Annotated in this window: 13 protein-coding genes and 1 tRNA gene; 7 read left to right on the top strand and 7 right to left on the bottom strand. The window is 66.7% G+C overall.

Annotated features, from left to right (window positions below):
• Nucleotides 1-60 precede the first annotated feature (60 nt).
• From ribF to KF715_05315, 3 genes are all read left to right on the top strand, one after another.
• On the top strand, nucleotides 61-957 hold the full coding sequence (gene ribF, locus KF715_05325; protein ID MBX3736089.1) for a riboflavin biosynthesis protein RibF: 897 nt from the start codon (nucleotides 61-63) through the stop codon (nucleotides 955-957).
• Nucleotides 958-1,002: 45 nt separating this feature from the next.
• Nucleotides 1,003-1,079: transfer RNA gene (locus KF715_05320), tRNA-Asp, on the top strand.
• A 156-nt stretch (nucleotides 1,080-1,235) separates the two neighbouring features.
• Nucleotides 1,236-1,820, top strand: a complete 585-nt coding sequence (locus tag KF715_05315) for a hypothetical protein (protein MBX3736088.1) — start codon at nucleotides 1,236-1,238, stop codon at nucleotides 1,818-1,820.
• Nucleotides 1,821-1,827: 7 nt separating this feature from the next.
• On the opposite strand, the gene KF715_05310 is transcribed toward KF715_05315, so the two are convergent.
• The 7 genes from KF715_05310 to KF715_05280 form a co-directional block, all read right to left on the bottom strand.
• The gene (locus KF715_05310; protein MBX3736087.1) at nucleotides 1,828-3,177 is read right to left on the bottom strand and encodes an MFS transporter; all 1,350 of its coding nucleotides are present in this window, start codon (nucleotides 3,175-3,177) and stop codon (nucleotides 1,828-1,830) included.
• 37 nt (nucleotides 3,178-3,214) lie between these two features.
• Entirely contained in the window at nucleotides 3,215-4,300 is a 1,086-nt protein-coding gene (locus KF715_05305; protein ID MBX3736086.1) for a Gfo/Idh/MocA family oxidoreductase, read from the bottom strand.
• Nucleotides 4,301-4,310: 10 nt separating this feature from the next.
• A complete protein-coding gene (locus KF715_05300; GenBank protein ID MBX3736085.1) occupies nucleotides 4,311-5,804 on the bottom strand; it encodes a sugar ABC transporter ATP-binding protein in 1,494 nt (497 codons plus the stop codon).
• A gap of 76 nt (nucleotides 5,805-5,880) precedes the next feature.
• Nucleotides 5,881-6,831, bottom strand: coding sequence for a substrate-binding domain-containing protein (locus KF715_05295; GenBank protein MBX3736084.1), 951 nt, complete (start codon nucleotides 6,829-6,831; stop codon nucleotides 5,881-5,883).
• Between the two features lie 7 nt (nucleotides 6,832-6,838).
• Nucleotides 6,839-7,957: an ABC transporter permease gene (locus tag KF715_05290; GenBank protein MBX3736083.1), complete on the bottom strand. Its 1,119-nt coding sequence runs from the start codon at nucleotides 7,955-7,957 to the stop codon at nucleotides 6,839-6,841.
• A gap of 241 nt (nucleotides 7,958-8,198) precedes the next feature.
• On the bottom strand, nucleotides 8,199-10,079 hold the full coding sequence (locus KF715_05285) for a prolyl oligopeptidase family serine peptidase (protein ID MBX3736082.1): 1,881 nt from the start codon (nucleotides 10,077-10,079) through the stop codon (nucleotides 8,199-8,201).
• A gap of 32 nt (nucleotides 10,080-10,111) precedes the next feature.
• A complete protein-coding gene (locus KF715_05280; GenBank protein ID MBX3736081.1) occupies nucleotides 10,112-10,672 on the bottom strand; it encodes an SIS domain-containing protein in 561 nt (186 codons plus the stop codon).
• Nucleotides 10,673-10,867: 195 nt separating this feature from the next.
• Between KF715_05280 and recF the strand changes: the two genes are divergently transcribed.
• The 4 genes from recF (at nucleotide 10,868) to KF715_05260 (ending at nucleotide 15,328) form a co-directional block, all read left to right on the top strand.
• A complete protein-coding gene (gene recF, locus KF715_05275) occupies nucleotides 10,868-11,953 on the top strand; it encodes a DNA replication and repair protein RecF (GenBank protein ID MBX3736080.1) in 1,086 nt (361 codons plus the stop codon).
• Nucleotides 11,950-12,693: a sulfite exporter TauE/SafE family protein gene (locus KF715_05270; protein MBX3736079.1), complete on the top strand. Its 744-nt coding sequence runs from the start codon at nucleotides 11,950-11,952 to the stop codon at nucleotides 12,691-12,693. The genes recF and KF715_05270 overlap by 4 nt, the downstream gene beginning before the upstream one ends.
• Nucleotides 12,694-12,732: 39 nt before the next feature.
• Complete coding sequence (locus KF715_05265; GenBank protein ID MBX3736078.1) at nucleotides 12,733-13,311, top strand: crossover junction endodeoxyribonuclease RuvC; 579 nt, start codon at nucleotides 12,733-12,735, stop codon at nucleotides 13,309-13,311.
• Nucleotides 13,312-13,513: 202 nt separating this feature from the next.
• Complete coding sequence (locus tag KF715_05260; GenBank protein MBX3736077.1) at nucleotides 13,514-15,328, top strand: STAS domain-containing protein; 1,815 nt, start codon at nucleotides 13,514-13,516, stop codon at nucleotides 15,326-15,328.
• Nucleotides 15,329-15,393: the final 65 nt, after the last annotated feature.

Here is a 15,393-nt window from a genome sequence, read left to right as displayed (position 1 = left end):
CAGTTCGACTCGCTCGAGCGGGTGACGCTGCCCGCCGGACCGGTTCATCTCGCCATCGGCATGTTCGACGGCGTGCACCTCGGCCACCAGTCGGTGATCGAGGCGGCGGTGCACTCCGCGCGGCGTAGCCGCGGACTCGCGGGCGTGCTGACCTTCTGGCCGCATCCGAGCGCAGTGCTGCGACCGGAGAAACCTACGCCGCTGATTCTCGCGCGGGAAACGAAGCGCGAGCTGCTGGGCCGGCTCGGCTTGGATTTTCTGGTCGAACACCCGTTCTCGCTCGAGTTTGCCGCGACGACGGCGCGCGACTTCGTCGCCCGATTGAAGCGCGCTTTTCCGGACCTCGAAGCCGTTTACGTCGGCGAGAATTTCCGTTTCGGCCGCGGCCGCGAAGGCGACACTGCGACGTTGATCGCCGCGGCGCGCGACGCGGGTTTCGCCGTCTACAGCGCGCCGCGTCTGAACCACAACGGCGCGCCGATCAGCAGCAGCCGGATTCGCGAATTGATCGCCGGAGGCGAGATCGAGCAGGCGAACGCGCTGCTCGGTTACTCGTATTTCTCCGATGGCACGGTCACCGAGGGCAAACGCCTCGGGCGCACCTTGGGCTTTCCGACGCTCAACCTTGCCTGGCAACCCGGTCTCGCGCCGCGCTACGGCGTCTATCTCGTCACCGTGAGCGGGCCGGATGGACGCATGCAGCCCGGCGTGGCGAATTACGGCCTGCGCCCGACGGTCGAGACCGGCGTGACGGCGCCCCGCTTGGAAGTCCACGTGCTGACTCCCACGACGCTGACTTATGGCGACCGCGTGACGGTGCGCTGGCTGCGCTTCTTGCGGCCGGAGAGGAAGTTTTCCGGGATCGACGAGCTGCGAAAGCAGATCGAAATGGACCGTTTGGGGGCATTGGAGGCGCTGCGGAAACTTTCTGCCGAAGAAACTCCAAACGGCGCTTGACTAGGGTGGGGCCGATTCTACTTTTCGGCCTCTTTCGTCCCTCACGGGGTGGTAGCTCAGCTGGTTAGAGCGTCTGCCTGTCACGCAGAAGGCCGCGGGTTCGAGTCCCGTCCATCCCGCCAATTTAGGCCCCGAATTGTTCGGGGCTTTTTTTGCTGGCGGGAGTATCGTGCTGCGCGGCCGCGGCCGAAAATATGCCGTTGCGTTGGGCGCGATTGGTGGTGCGCTCGGAACGGTCAGATTCTTCCTCTCACGGGCCGACTCGATTCGTTTCCACCATGTCGTTCGCGTTCATCTCGTGTGTGCTGCCGCGTGCAGCGTTTCCTGTTCACGTATCGGTCCGACAGCTTTTGCTGCTCGGTCTTCTGGCCGCAGCCACGCTGGCGCGGGCCGAGCCAAAGTTCATGGGATACTTCTACGAAGATGCGAAACCGGTTTTCTCGCTCGCCGATGCCGATGGAACGAACGCGCGATGGGTAGAACTCGGCGGAAAATTCGACGGCTATCTTCTCGACGCGTTCGACCGGGGCTCTGGGATACTGACGTTGAGTCGTGAGGGCCGACGGGTAGAAATCTCGCTGAACGTCGCGCGGGTGAAGGACGCACGAGTTGAACAGCTGGCGCTACTGAGATCCTTGCCGGGACTCGCTCGCGCGCAGGAACTCGCGCGCACCGGCGATGCCAAGTTGGGCGAATTGCTCAAGCGGCGGCAGCAGGCATTGGATTCGCCTGACCAAAGTCGGAAGAACAAGTTCGCACTCGAATACCTCGAGAAGCGTGTCGAAGACGTCACCGCTGAAAGAATGGCGGAACTGGAGAAGGCAGCCCCGCCTGCGCCCCCTGACAAGGCCGCTGGCCGATGACGCCGGCTTACTCGTGCTGCTTCGCGCGCCGCGAGGCGAGATCGGCGGCGATCTGGGGTTCGAGGCGTTCGAAACGGCCGTAGAAAAGCACCGGCACGAGCGCGAGGGCGAAGGCCAGCGTCGGCAACCAGACGACGCCAAACTCGATGGCACGCTGCGCGGCGGGTGTTTGCGCGGCTTTCGGGACGTAGCCGGCGGCGTCGAGCAACCACATCGGGAGCGCGCCGCCGAGGCCGGCACCGGCTTTCAGGCAGAAAGCGGCGCCCACAGCCGTGAGCAGACCCGCGGCGCGGATGCCGGTTTTCCATTCGCCGTAGTCCACGCTGTCCGAGAGCACCGAGAACGGCATCGCCATTGCCGCGCCGCTGGCCACGAAGCCGATCGTCCAGCCCGTCAGCACAAGCGGGATCGAGCCGCCGTCGCGCAGACCGACATAGACGATGATTTGCCCCACGATCATGCCCGCGAGTCCGAGCGCCCAGACGGTCGCCTTCGCGGCGCGCCGGCAAAACCACGGCAACAGCAACGCCGTGCCGAGCGAGGCGAAGTCGAGACCGTTGGCGAGCTTCAGCAGGTCGGGGCGGTGCAGCACGTATTCGAGGAAGTGCGGCGCGACCGTGACGCGGGAGATGAAGCCGATCCAGAACAGGAAGCTGCTCGCGAAAATGATGAACCACGGCCAGTTCCCGCGCAGCGCACCGAAGGTGCCGCGCAACGGCACCGGCGTGGATTCCACCGGGACCGTTTCGCGGAGATTGCGGAACGCCGTGAGAAAAAGCGCAAGCGACACGACCGCGAAGACCGGCACGGCCAGCATGTAGCCGCGCCGATCGTCGCCGCCGCCGAGCAGGCGCACGAGTTCGAGGCCGGTGAGGTTGACGATCAGCACGCCGAGCTTGGATCCGACCATGCGGAACATCGTCAGCGTGACGCGCTCGTGCGGATCGGGCGTGAGTGCGGAGAGGATCGATGTCACGGGCGTGTTGATGCCGGTGTAGAGGACGTTGCTCGCGATGTAGGTAATCGCGGCGTAGGCGACTTTGGCGCCGTAGCTCAGTTCCGGCGTGAGGAACGTCAGCACGCCGAACACGGCGAACGGACCCGACAGCCAGAGAAACCACGGCCGGCTCTTGCCCCAGCGGCTTTTCGTGCGATCGAAAATGATTCCCCAGACCGGCGCGTCGATCGCGTCGACCCAGCGCGCGACGAGGAGGATCGTGCCGACGGTCGCTGCCGGAATGCCGTAGGTGTCCGTGTAGAAATACGGCAGATACCACATGATCCAGCAGAACAGCAGCTGTCCGGCGACGTCGCTGGCGGCGTAGCTGAGCCGCGTGGAGGCGGAGGTTTTGATCAAGGGGTAATAGGGGTGGGGGAGAAGAACGGGCGCCGCGCTACGGCGTCAGTGCCTCGAGGCCGTGGCGTGCGAGCACGTCGCGCAGCTTCACCGGCCGGCCGCTCGCGCAGGATTCTTCCATGGCTTGCATCAGCGCGACGGTGACGATGCCTTCATCCACGTCCGGCGTGGGCTTGCGGCCGTCGGCGAGGCAGCGGGCGAAATACTCGATGTAGTTTTGGTATTCGCCGGCGTGGTGCGAGTGACCGCCGAAGCGGAAATAGTAGTCGTCGCGGTCCTCGAATGTCTCGACGACGGACTGCGTGTCGGTCTTCCACGCGTAGCGCAGCTCGTAGTAGTCGGCTTGGCCGGCACCGAGCGCGCCGCGGAGCACGCAGCTCATGTTGCTGTCGCGCGAGTTCGGCGTGACCGGGCTCGTGTAGGTGCCGCTGACGCGGGCGATCGGACCGGAGCGGGCCTTGTAGATGAAGTGAAACGTGTCCGCGTGGACGAGGCCGAGCTTCGCGCCGTTCTCGCTCAGGCGCGAGTAGCCCATCACTTCCTCGATGTCGGGCAGATACCAGCGGATGAAGTCGACCGGGTGACTCAGGCCGCCGTAGAGCCACTTGAATGCGTCGGTTTTGGCCCAGCCCTTGGCGAGGAACCAGCGGTGGTCGGCGTTGTAGTAGGCTTCGACGGAGTTGAGCGGGCCGAACTTTCCCTCTTCGAAGTGCTCGCGCTGCCGGGTGAACGGCGCGAAGAGGCGCGAGCTCTGACCGACCATGACGCGTTTGCCGGAGGCGGCCGCCGCGGCGCGCACCTCGGCGGCGCGACTCAGGTCGTGGAGAAACGGCTTCGTGCAGACGACGTGCTTGCCGGCGCGCAACGCGGCGATGACGTGGTCGGCGTGCAAGTGATCCGGCGTGTAGATGCCGACGACATCGATGCCGGGATTCGCCAGCAGTGCGGTGTAGTCGCGCGTGTATTTTTCGAGTGGCAGCTGGAACTCGGCACAGCGCTCGCGGCCGAGCGTCTCGTTCAGGTCGCACAGGGCGACGACGTCCCACAACTCGCTGTGCAGGCTCGCCGAAATGATGCTGCGGCCTTCACCGAGGCCGAGAACACCGAGTCCGAGTTTTTTCATGGAGGAGAGATCAGGCGGCGGCAACGCCGGCCATCAGCTGCATGAGCCTCGCCTCGCTGAACTCCGCACGCGGCACTTCGCCGACGAGCTGGCCGTCGCGCATCACGAGGATGCGGCCGCAAAGGCCGATGAGCTCGGGCAGCTCCGAGGAAATCATGAGGATCGCTTTGCCCTCGGCGGCGAGTTCGTCGAGGAGCTGATAAATTTCCGCCTTCGCGCCGACGTCGATGCCACGCGTGGGCTCGTCGACAATCAGCACCGAGCAATCGCGCGTCAGCCACTTCGCGAGCGCGACCTTCTGCTGGTTGCCGCCGCTGAGCGTGCCGACGCCGGTCTCAATCGACGGTGCCTTCAGGTTCAGCCGTTTCGCGAAACGCTGGGCGACGCTGTGCTCCTCGCTTGCGCGCATCCAGCCGGCGCGGCTGAGGGCGGGCAGGGAAGCGAGCGAGTTGTTTTCGCGGCAATTCAGGCCGAGCACGAGCCCCTGCCGCTTGCGGTCCTCGGGCAGCAGGCCGAGCCCGGCGCGGAGTGAGGCGTCGATCGAGCCGACTTCGATTTCGTTTTCGCCGATGCGCAGGCGGCCCGTCGCATCGGGATCGAGGCCGAGGAGCGCCTGGGCGACCTCGCTGCGGCCGGCGCCGACGAGGCCGGCGAGGCCGACGATCTCGCCGGCGTGGAGTTCGAAACTGACGTCGCGGAAGCGCGACGGATGCGCGAGGCGCTCGACGGCGAGGCGGCGCGGGCCACGCGGGCGGTGCAGGTGCTTCGGCTCCTGCACCAGCAGTTCGCGGCCGATCATTTGCGTGACGACTTGGTGCGGCGTCGTGTCGGCGATGCGCCCGGTGGCGACGTGACGGCCGTCGCGGAGGACGGAGATGTGGTCGCACAACGCGAACAGTTCCTCCATGCGGTGCGAGACGTAGATGAGCGTGAGGCCGCGCGCCTTCAGCTTTCGGATGAGGGCGAAGAGTTCCTTCGTCTCGCCGGCGGAGAGCGAACTGGTCGGCTCGTCCATGACGATGATCTGCGCGCCGGTGCCGACGGCGGCGGCGATCTGCACGAGCTGCTCCTGGCCGGTCGAGAGCGTGCCGATCAGGCGGTCGGGATCGAGGTCGGCGTGGATCGACTCGAGCATCGTGCGGGCACGGGCGCGCAGGGCGGCGCGGTCGACCCAGCCGAGGCGGTTGCGCGGCAGGTCGCCGAGGCAGAGGTTTTCCGCGATGGAAAGATTCGGACAGAACGCGAGCTCCTGGTGCACCATCGCGATGCCGAGGGCGCGGGCGGCGAGCGGCGAATCCGGTGCGATGACGCGACCATCGAGGCGGATTTCACCTTCGTCGGCAGTATAAACGCCGGCGAGAATCTTCCCGAGTGTGCTCTTGCCCGCGCCGTTTTCGCCGATGAGCGCGTGGCATGTGCCGCGTTCGATGGCGAGGCTCACGCCATCCAGCGCGCGGACGCCGGGGAAGCGTTTCGTGAGGCCTTGAAACTCGAGGTAGGGCACAGGGGTGAGGCGGCGGAAGGGTAGCGCGGAGCGGTGCGGCGCGCTACCTGTCAGCCGCGGATCGTTGCCCGGAAAATCACTTCCGGAGCCACTTGGCCCAGTTCTTTGCGTAGTCGTCGAGGTTGTCCTTCGTGACTGGCTGTAGGGCGCTGATCTCTTTCACGGTGGGCGGGCCCTTTTTGAGGACGATCTTGTCGATCAACAGGCCGACCGAACGGTAGCCCCATTGGTAGCATTGCTGGCCGAGCAGGACCGGGACATGGCCGGAGCGGATGTAGTTGAGCTGCGCGGGGAGCGCGTCGACCGAGACGCATTGCACGGTGCCAGGCTGCCACTTCAGGGCGTTCTCGGTGAACAGCGCCCAGCCGCCGATCATGGCCCAGCCGGTGATGTCGGGATTGGCCTGCATGACCTGCTCGACCTTTGCGGCGGCGTCCTGCGGGGTTTCCTTGTGATAATAGACGTCGCGGATCGTGATGCCGGGATACTTCTTCGCGGCTTCGCGGACGCCGGCGACGCGGCGCTGGAGGTTCGGGGCGTTCTGGTTGCCGGCGAGGACGGCGACAATGCCCTTGCCGCCGAGGACGCGGGCGAGTTCCTCCATGGTCTGTTTGCCGCATTCGAGGTCGTCGATGCCGTAGGTGGCGAAGCGCTTCGAGGCGGGCGCGTCGGAGTCGAAGGTGACGATCGGCACGCCGTTGTTCACCGCGGAGTCGATGGCGTCGGTGAGCTTGTTGGCGTCGGAGCAGGAAACGGCGATGCCTTCGGCGCCGGCGAGGACGAGTTGTTCGATGGCCTCGGCCTGCTTCTGGGCGTCCTCTTCGTTCGGTGTGCGCCAGTCGATCTTGATGGCGAGGCCGAGTTTTTGGCCGAGGTCGACGGCGGCGTCCTCGGCGCCGACGCGGGCGGCCTGGAAGACCGGATTGCCCTGCGATTTGGCGACGAGGCCGAGGGTGATGGTGCGCGGGGCGGCGCTCGCGACGACCGCGAGCAATGAGGCGAACAGGAACGTGGAGGGTAGTTTCATGGAAAAATCAGGAAGCTGCGCGCGCCTGCCGGCGGCGGGCGAGCCAGTGGTTGACGTTGTCGAGGACGACGGCTGCGACCACCACCACGCCGATGATGATCTGGCTGTAGTTCTGGTCGATGCTGAGGATGACGATGCCGGAGGAAATCATCTGGATGACGAGTGCGCCGAGCACGGCGCCGAGCGCGGTGCCCTTGCCGCCGGTGAGGCTGGCGCCGCCGACGACGGCGGCGGCGATGACGTTCAGCTCGTAACCCTGGCCGTCGCCCGAGGTCGCGGCGCCGTAGTAGCCGATCGAGAGCAGCGCGGCGATGCCGGCACACAGGCCCGAGAGCAGGTAGACGCCGAGTTTCACGCGCTCGACGCGGATGCCGGAGAAGCGCGCCGCGAGCTCGTTGCCGCCGACGGCATAGACGCGACGGCCGGCGGCGAGGCGGCCAAGAAATATCCAGCCAGCGACGAGCACCAGCACCATGACCGCGAGCGGCACGAAGCTCAGGCCATTGCCGACCTCGAAGCGCACGATCTCACGGAACGCCGGCGGAAATCCGCCGACGGATTGCCCACGCGTCACCACGAACGCGATGCCGCGCAAAATCGCCATCGCGCCCAGCGTGATGATGAACGGATGCACGCGCAGCGCGACGATCAGTCCGCCGTTGGCGAGTCCGCACAGCGCCGCAGTGCCGACGCACGCGAGCGAGCCGAACAGGACGCCGGCGAAGGGCGATGCGCCGGCGTGCGCGCCATCGGGACCGAATTGCTGAAACGCCAGCGCACCGAGCACGGAGGCGAGCGCGTAGATCGAGCCGACGGACAGATCGATGCCGCCGGCGATGATCACGATCGACATGCCGACCGCCATGATGGCGATGAAACTGGTGTCCTTGGCGAGCTGCGCGAGGTTTTGCGCGTTGAGGAATTTGTTGCGCTCGACGAAGGCCGGCACGCGTTCGCCGCCGGCGTTGGTGGTGAAGACGCGCTGGCGCGCACCGTCGGGACCGACCTCGAATTGCGGTGTGCGGACCGTGCCGCTGAAAAACCACAGCGCCGCGCCCAGCACGAACACGACGAGCAGCAGGCCGCTTTCGGGGATGAACAAAGCTTGGCGTAGGCGAGCAAGCATGGGGTAGGCGACCAACGGAATCCGTCTCGCGACATCTGACAACCGAAACCTGTTCCCCGCGCGAAACAGGGGGCGTCTTATAGGGCGCGCGATGCGATGAGCCGCGGGGATTTCGCGATGTCGAGCGCAGCAGAAAGCAAGAGTTGCTGAAAACGAAACCTGAGGGCGCGCGCCCGGCTTCGAAGACAGAAAAGTGGCGCTGGGGAACGAGCGGGAGCGCGGAGCCGCGTCGCGTCGGACGCTACTTCGATTTTTTCGCCACGTGCCGGTCGAGGAAGGGCAGCAGTTCGCCAAAGATCCGCCGCCATTCGCGAGGGAAATCGGGACTGTAGTCGCCGAGGAGCTGGTCCGGACCGCGAATCGTCAGGCCTTCCAGGAAAACATGCGGCGCGCTGCTCTGCGCGAGCGCGCGTTGCACGCGGTCGCCTTCGAAATAGAGGCCCGCCTTCGGGTCGCGCGGGTAGTAGTGGAACGATGGCACCTTCAGCTCGGGGAGAATCGGAACCGGATTGAGTGTTTCCATATAGCGGCGCACGCCGGTCTCGCCGCCGAGGCGTGACTTGACCTCATCCTGACTCATGCGGCCATAGACGAAGTCCATGTAGTCCACATAGTCGAAATGGGCCGGAGCCCAGAAATTCACGACGGCGGCGAAGCGTTCAGGATGCCGGTGTGTCGCTTGCACGGCCGTGAGACCGCCTTGGAGATAGCCGAGGACAGCGACGCGCGCGGGGTCGACGATTTGCCTCTGCGCGAGCCAATCGATTCCGTCGAGGAGATCGTCGACGATTTTGCCGCCAAGTTCCTGGTTGCCGGCCGCCCAGAGCTTCTCGCCGTAGCCGACGGTGCCCCGCGCGTCGATGTCCACGACGGCGTAGCCGGCACAGGCGAGCGCCTGTTCGCGCGCCGAGTATCCGAAATGGCTTCGCTCCGGGCCGTCGACGATCAGGACGGTCGGCCAAGGTCCCTTGCTGTCCGGGGGCAGATAGACGCGGCCGTGCAAGGTGAGGCCGTCGCGTGAGGCGAATTCGAAATACCGGCTTTGCGCCAGACGGGCCGGTTGCGCCTTCGGGAAAACCGCGCCGAACTTCACGAGTTTGCGGGCCTTCACGTCGAAAAGGTAGAAGTCGCCGGCGACACGATCGCTCGAACTGAAGACGATGAGCCGCGACTTATCCGGCGTGGCGCTGGCGATTTGGTTCGTCGTGTGGGGCAAGGCGGCGTCGAGGGCGTCGGCGATGGCTTGGTCGTCCGCATTCAGGAAACGGAACTTGGGTCGGTCCGTTTCGAAGGCGACGTATTGCATGCGGGTCCAATCCTCACCCCAGGCCGACAGAAACTCGGCATCGATGGAGTCGGCCGCACACAGCAGTTCCTTGGCATCGGTGGCGGGGTCCCACGCGATCAAGCGCGCCGTATCGTCCGAGGCGGAGTCGAAGCCCACGAGGCGGCGTTGATCCTCGGCAACCCACACGGGTTGGAAATCCGGAAGGCGGCGGTCGCCGAGCTCCACTCGCCGCCAACCCGCGCCTTGTGGGAGGATCATGAACCATTTCTCGTGCAGGCGTCCGAATCCCGCGACGACGTCGCCGCGCGAGGTGGTCAACCAGCGTCGCACATAACCGGAGGGCACGGGCACTTGGGTGGCGCGGCCGGTGCGGACGTTGAATTTCAGAAGATCGAGGTCCCAATTCCGATAGCGAACGAGCAGCACGTTCTCGGGATCGTCCGGCAACGGATTGGCCAGGCCCGCATAGCGGAGATCGCTGGGTTGGTCGGTCTTCCGGGTCTTGAGATTGAACGTCTCGAATCCGGTGTGCCCGTCGCGTTCGTCGAGGATGAGCAGGAGGTCGGGCGATTTCCACCAGTAGTTGCTGAAGCGGGCGTCGGTGCGCAGGAGCGGCGTGGTCTTGTTGGTGGCGAAGTCGACGAGGCTCAAAACCTCTTCCTGACCGACCAGCATCACGACGCTGTAGGAGCGTCCGTCGGGCGCGAGGCGCGGCAGGCGAAAACTCGGCGGCGCGAAGAAATAGTCGAGCGGCAGTGGAGCGGGTGAATCGGCGGCGTGGCCGGCGTGCGCGCACGCGGCCAACGCCAGGATGGCGCAGAACAGGCGTTTCATGGGGCGGTGCGCGGCTGGCCCGGCCGCGCAAATCAGGTGAAGACCTCGTCCACGCGTTCGCAGAAATGGTGGATGAGGAAAAGGTGGCATTCCTGCGCCGCGGCGCCGCTGTCGCCGGGGACGACGATCTCCGCCGTGGCCAGGCCCTTGGCTTTGCCGCCGCCGCGGCCGAGGAGCGCGATGGTGTCGAGGCCGAGCTTCTTCGCGGCTTCGAGCGCGAGGAGGATGTTCTTCGAGTTGCCGCTCGAGGTGAGCACCACGACGACGTCGCCGGGTTGCGCGAGGCCCTCGATCTGGCGCGCGAAGATCGCGTCGTAGCCGTAGTCGTTGCCGATGCAGGTCACGAGCGTGCCGTCGGCGGTGAGGGCGACGGCGGGGAGCGAGCGGCGGTTCTTGAAATAGCGTCCGACGAGCTCGGTGGTGAGGTGCTGCGCCTCGGCCGCGCTGCCGCCGTTGCCGCAGGCGATGATCTTCCGGCCCGCCTGGAGTGCGTTCAGGATCAGGTCGCCGGCGCGGTCGATTTGCGCGCGTTGCGCGGAGAGTCCCTGGAGCGCGGCGATGGTCGCTTGTTGCGAGGCGGCGAAGGAAGACATGCCGCGAAGTTTGCAGAGCGGTCGAGGTCGGCAAAGGCTAAACTTCCGCGGACGCAGGATGGAGAACGGGGGATTGAGGTCGGAGAGCCGAAACTGCGACGGAGGACGCGCCGCCGGGCCGCGGGGCGGGAGGATTGGTTTGTCTTCTGGCAACGGTCCTCTGTTTTCTGTCTTCCGTCCTCGGTTTCGCCTCGCATGCGCTTCGCCTCTGTCACGCTGCAAAACTTCCGCAACCTGCCGCTCGTCTCCGCGCGGCTGGTGGGGCGGCACACGTTCCTCGTCGGCGCGAACGGGCAGGGGAAAACGAACTTCCTCGAGGCGCTCGGCTACGTGACGGCGCTGCGGTCGTTCCGCGGCGCGGAGCCGCGCGCGCTCGTCGCGCTGGAGCAGAAGCAGGCAGGGCTCGGCTTCACGATCGAGCACGAGCAGTTCGGCGAGTCGAAGCTGGCGATCACTTTCGGCGCTGACGGACGCACGGTGGAGTGGGAGCAGGGCAAAGTGACGCGCCTCGCCGACTTCATCGGCAAGTTCCCGAGCGTCGTCTTCTCGTCGCAGGACAACCAGTTGTTGCGCGGCTCGCCGTCGCTGCGGCGGCGCTGGCTCGACCTCACGCTGGCGGCGATGGATGGCGCCTATCTCGCGGCGTTGCAGGGTTACACGCGCGCCGTGGCGGAGCGCAACATCCTGCTGAAACACGGCGGACGCGACGCAGCGCAGCTGACGGCGTTCGAGCACGAGGCGGCGAAGCATGCGGTGCAGCTCGTGACGGCGCGGGCGCGCGGGGTCGAGGAGTTGAGCGAGTTGTTCCGCGTGGCCCACGCGCGACTGGTGCCCGAAGGCGAACAGGCGGGACTGATCTACGCGCCTGACACCGCGGCGACGACGGCGGAGGAATTCGCGGCGCAGCTCGCGAAGGCGCGTCCGCGCGACACGCTGTTGAAGTCCACCGAACGCGGGCCGCACCGCGACGACTTGGATTTCCTGTTGCAAGGGCGTCCGGCGAAGAATTTCGCCTCGGAGGGCCAGCAGCGCTGCCTCGTGATCGCGCTGCGACTGGCGCAAGCGGCGTATTTCAAGCGGCACAGCGCGATCGAGCCGGTGCTGCTGTGCGACGATGTGCTGGGCGAACTCGATCCGGAGCGCCGGCGGAAGTTCTGGGCGTCGCTCGACGGCCAGCCACAGGTGGTGGCGACCGGCACGGCGTTGCCGGAGGCGGAGACGGGCACGTGGCAGGTGCTGCGCGTCGCGGGCGGACGCATCGAGGAAGGCGGCGCGGCGTGAGTTTCGCGGCGTGGCAATGGCTGCTGCTCGCCGCAGGCGCGTTCACGGCGGGATTTTCCAAGACGGGGATTCCCGGGCTCGGGATCATGTTCGTGGCGATCTTCTCGAACTTGATGCCGGCGCGGCAGGCGACGGGCGTGGTGCTGCCGTTGCTGCTCGTCGGCGACGTGTTCGCGGTCGTGAGCTACCGCGCGCACGCGCAGTGGAAACATTTATGGCGGTTGCTCGCGCCGACGGTCGTGGGTGTCGTGTTCGGCTGGGCGGCGCTGCGCTGGGCGAACGATGCGCAGACGACGCGGCTCGTGGGGACGTTGCTCGCGATCATGCTGGTGGTGCACCTGCTGCGGAAGGCGCGGCCGGAGAGCGCGGAGGCCGCGAGCCACGCGCCGCTCTGGCTGGGCGTGCTGGCGGGCGTGTTCGCGGGATTCGCGACGCAGGTGGCGAACGCCGCGGGGCCGGTGATGATGCTCTACCTGCTCGCGATGCGGTTGCCGAAACTGGAATTTCTCGGCACGAGCGCGGTGTTTTTCCTGGCGGTGAATCTCTTCAAGGTGCCGTTCATGGCGCAGCTCGGTTTGATCAATCGACAAAGCCTCGCGCTGAACCTCTGGCTCGTGCCCGCCGTGATCGCGGGGGCGCTCATCGGGCGCGTTGTGGCCGGCAAGGTGAACCAGCGCGCGTTCGAGGCGGCGGCGCTGGGCCTCACGGCGCTGGCGACGGCGAAGCTGTTGTTCTTTTGAGTTGGAGTGCGGCGGCGCCCGCGCCACATCTCTGAAGCGATGGCCCGGACGAATGTGCGACAACTCTGGAAGGCGAAGCTCGAGGGCACGCTCGCGCCCAAGGAATGGCCGACGGTGCCGACGTTGTCGCGCGCGCCGTTCGCCGGCCGCGTGCTCGGCATCGATCCGTCGCTGCGCGGCACGGGCCTGGCGTTGATCGAGTTCGCGCCGGGACGGCAGCCGGTGCTGTTGCGGTGCGAGACGGTGCGCGTGCCGGCGAAGCACCCGATGGCGTTCTGTCTCGGCGAAATTCACCGGGCGGTGACGCGGTTCCTCGGGGATTTCGTGCCGCGGCATGTCGCGCTCGAGCAGACGATCTACGTGCAGAATTTCCAGACGGCGCAGATCCTCGGCGCGGCGCGCGGGGCGGCGATCGCGGCGGCGGCGCTGCGCGAGATCGAGACCTTCGAGTATCCGCCGCTGCGCGTGAAGCAGGCGGTGGTCGGCGCGGGGCGCGCCAGCAAGGAGCAGATGGCGCGCACGGTGATGTCGCTGCTCGGGCACGGCCGGCCGCTGGCGTTCGACGAGGCCGACGCGGCGGGCGTGGCGTTGTGCCACGCGTTCACCTGGCGCGAGTGACGCCGCCGGCGCGCGGGTGGCGGTGCCCTTCGTCTGCAACAGGTTCGGAGCGGATTATGGCGATCAGTGTCGCAGGAAAATGATCGGTCTTTCCCCGGATAATCGGCCGGTGCGGATTTGCTTATAACTAAGCATTGTCTCACGGTCGGCTTGTGTGGCGGAGGATGGAGGCTCGCAATCGCCGGACTCGATCCACGTGTGCATGAGCACTCCCGTTTTCAGTTTTCGTCCCCGGCTGTTCGACGCGCTGAAAGGCTACTCGCCCGAGCGGTTGCGCGGCGACTTCATGGCGGGGTTGAACGTCATGGTGATGGCGTTTCCGCTCTCGATCGCGTTCGCGATCGCCTCGGGTGTGAAGCCCGAGCAGGGCCTGTTCACGGCGATCATCGGCGGCGCGATCATCGCGGCGCTCGGCGGCTCGCGCGTGCAAATCGGCGGACCGACCGGTGCGTTCGTGGTCATCACCTACGGCGTCGTGGCGCAATACGGCGTCGACGGTCTGGTCCTGTGCACGATGATCGCCGGCGTGATGCTCTGCGTCATGGGCTTCGCCCGGCTTGGCTCGGTGATCCGCTTCATCCCGTATCCGGTCTCGCGTGCGTTCACCAAGGGCATCGCGATCCTCATCCTCAGTTCCCAGATCAAGAATTTCCTCGGTCTGCAGGTCGACAAGCTCCCGGTCGACTTCGCGGGCAAGATGCAGGTGCTCGGCGAGCACCTCGACGCGATCCACTGGCCGACGGTCGGTTTCGCCGTCGTGTCTCTGCTCGTCATCGCCTCGTGGCCCTCGCGGCTCGGGCGCTATGTGCCCGGCTCCATGGTCGGCCTGCTCGTGGCGACGGTCGTCGTGGCGGCGTTCGGGCTCGCTGAAAAATGGCATCTCGCGACCATCGGCTCGCAATTCGGCGGCTTCGGCGCGACCTGGCCGACCTTTCACCTTCCGCACGCGGAGGTGAGCACGCTGCGCGCGTTGGTGCAGCCGGCGTTCACGATCGCGCTGCTGGTCTCGATGCAGGCGCTGCTCTGCGCGGTCGTCACCGATGGCATGCTGGACGACCGGCACGACTCGAACCAGGAGCTGATCGGGCAGGGGGTGGCGAACTTCGTCGGTCCGCTCTTCGGCGCGATCCCGGTCACGGGTGCCGTCGCGCGCTCGATCGGCAACGTCCGCGCCGGCGCGCGCACCCCGGTCGCGGGGCTCGTGCACTCGGGGCTGCTCGCGCTCGTGCTGGTGGCGGCGGCGCCGCTGGCGGTGCACATCCCGCTCGCCACCCTCAGTGCGATCCTCGTCGTCGCGGCGTTCCGCATGGTCGCGTGGAAACAGCTGCTGCGGCTCGGGCGCTGGCCGCTGAGCGACGCCCTGGTGTTCATCACGACGTTCGCGCTCACGATTTTCGCCGACCTGACCGTCGCCGTCGAGGTGGGCGTCGTGCTCGCCGCGCTGCTGATGGTGAAGCGCATTTCCGAGACGTCGCAGATCACCGCGGTCGATGAGAGCTCCGACACCGAGGGCTCGCATCACTCGCTCGTCGGCAAGGAAATCCCCGAGGGCGTGCTGGTCTTCCGCGTGTTCGGCGCGTTCTTCTTCGGCGTCGTGGACAAGCTCGACGATGAGCTGAAGCGCGCGAAGCACGAGCCGGACGTCCTGATCCTGCGCATCCGCAAGGTCCTCGCCATGGACGCGACCGGCCTGCAGGCGCTCGAGGACTTGCATGCGAAGCTCCGGGCGAAGGGGAAGCATCTCGTCCTGAGCGCGCCGCACACGCAGCCGCTCTTCGTGATGGAGAAAGCCGGCTTCCTCGACCGACTCGGCCGCGAGAACGTCTGCCCGCACATCGACGCCGCGCTCGCGCGGGCGCGCGAAATCCTCGGCCTGCCGCCGCCGGCGAGTCCGCCGGATTCGGCCGAAGCGTTGCGCGCGGAAAAAGAACAGCTCGCTTCCGCACGGCAGGAGATCGCCCAGGCGCTGGAACGCGCGAACCGCATCCTCGGCAGCACGCCGAAGTCACAGGCCTGAGGCCCGCGCCGGCGGGAAGCCGGCGCTACTGACGGCGGCAGGAATTTTTCAAACCGCGCCCGGTC

Source organism: Candidatus Didemnitutus sp. (genome assembly GCA_019634575.1).
GTDB lineage: Bacteria > Verrucomicrobiota > Verrucomicrobiia > Opitutales > Opitutaceae > Didemnitutus.
The sequence above is the reverse complement of the archived record's forward strand: the minus strand, read 5'-3'. Positions and strand labels throughout refer to the sequence as shown.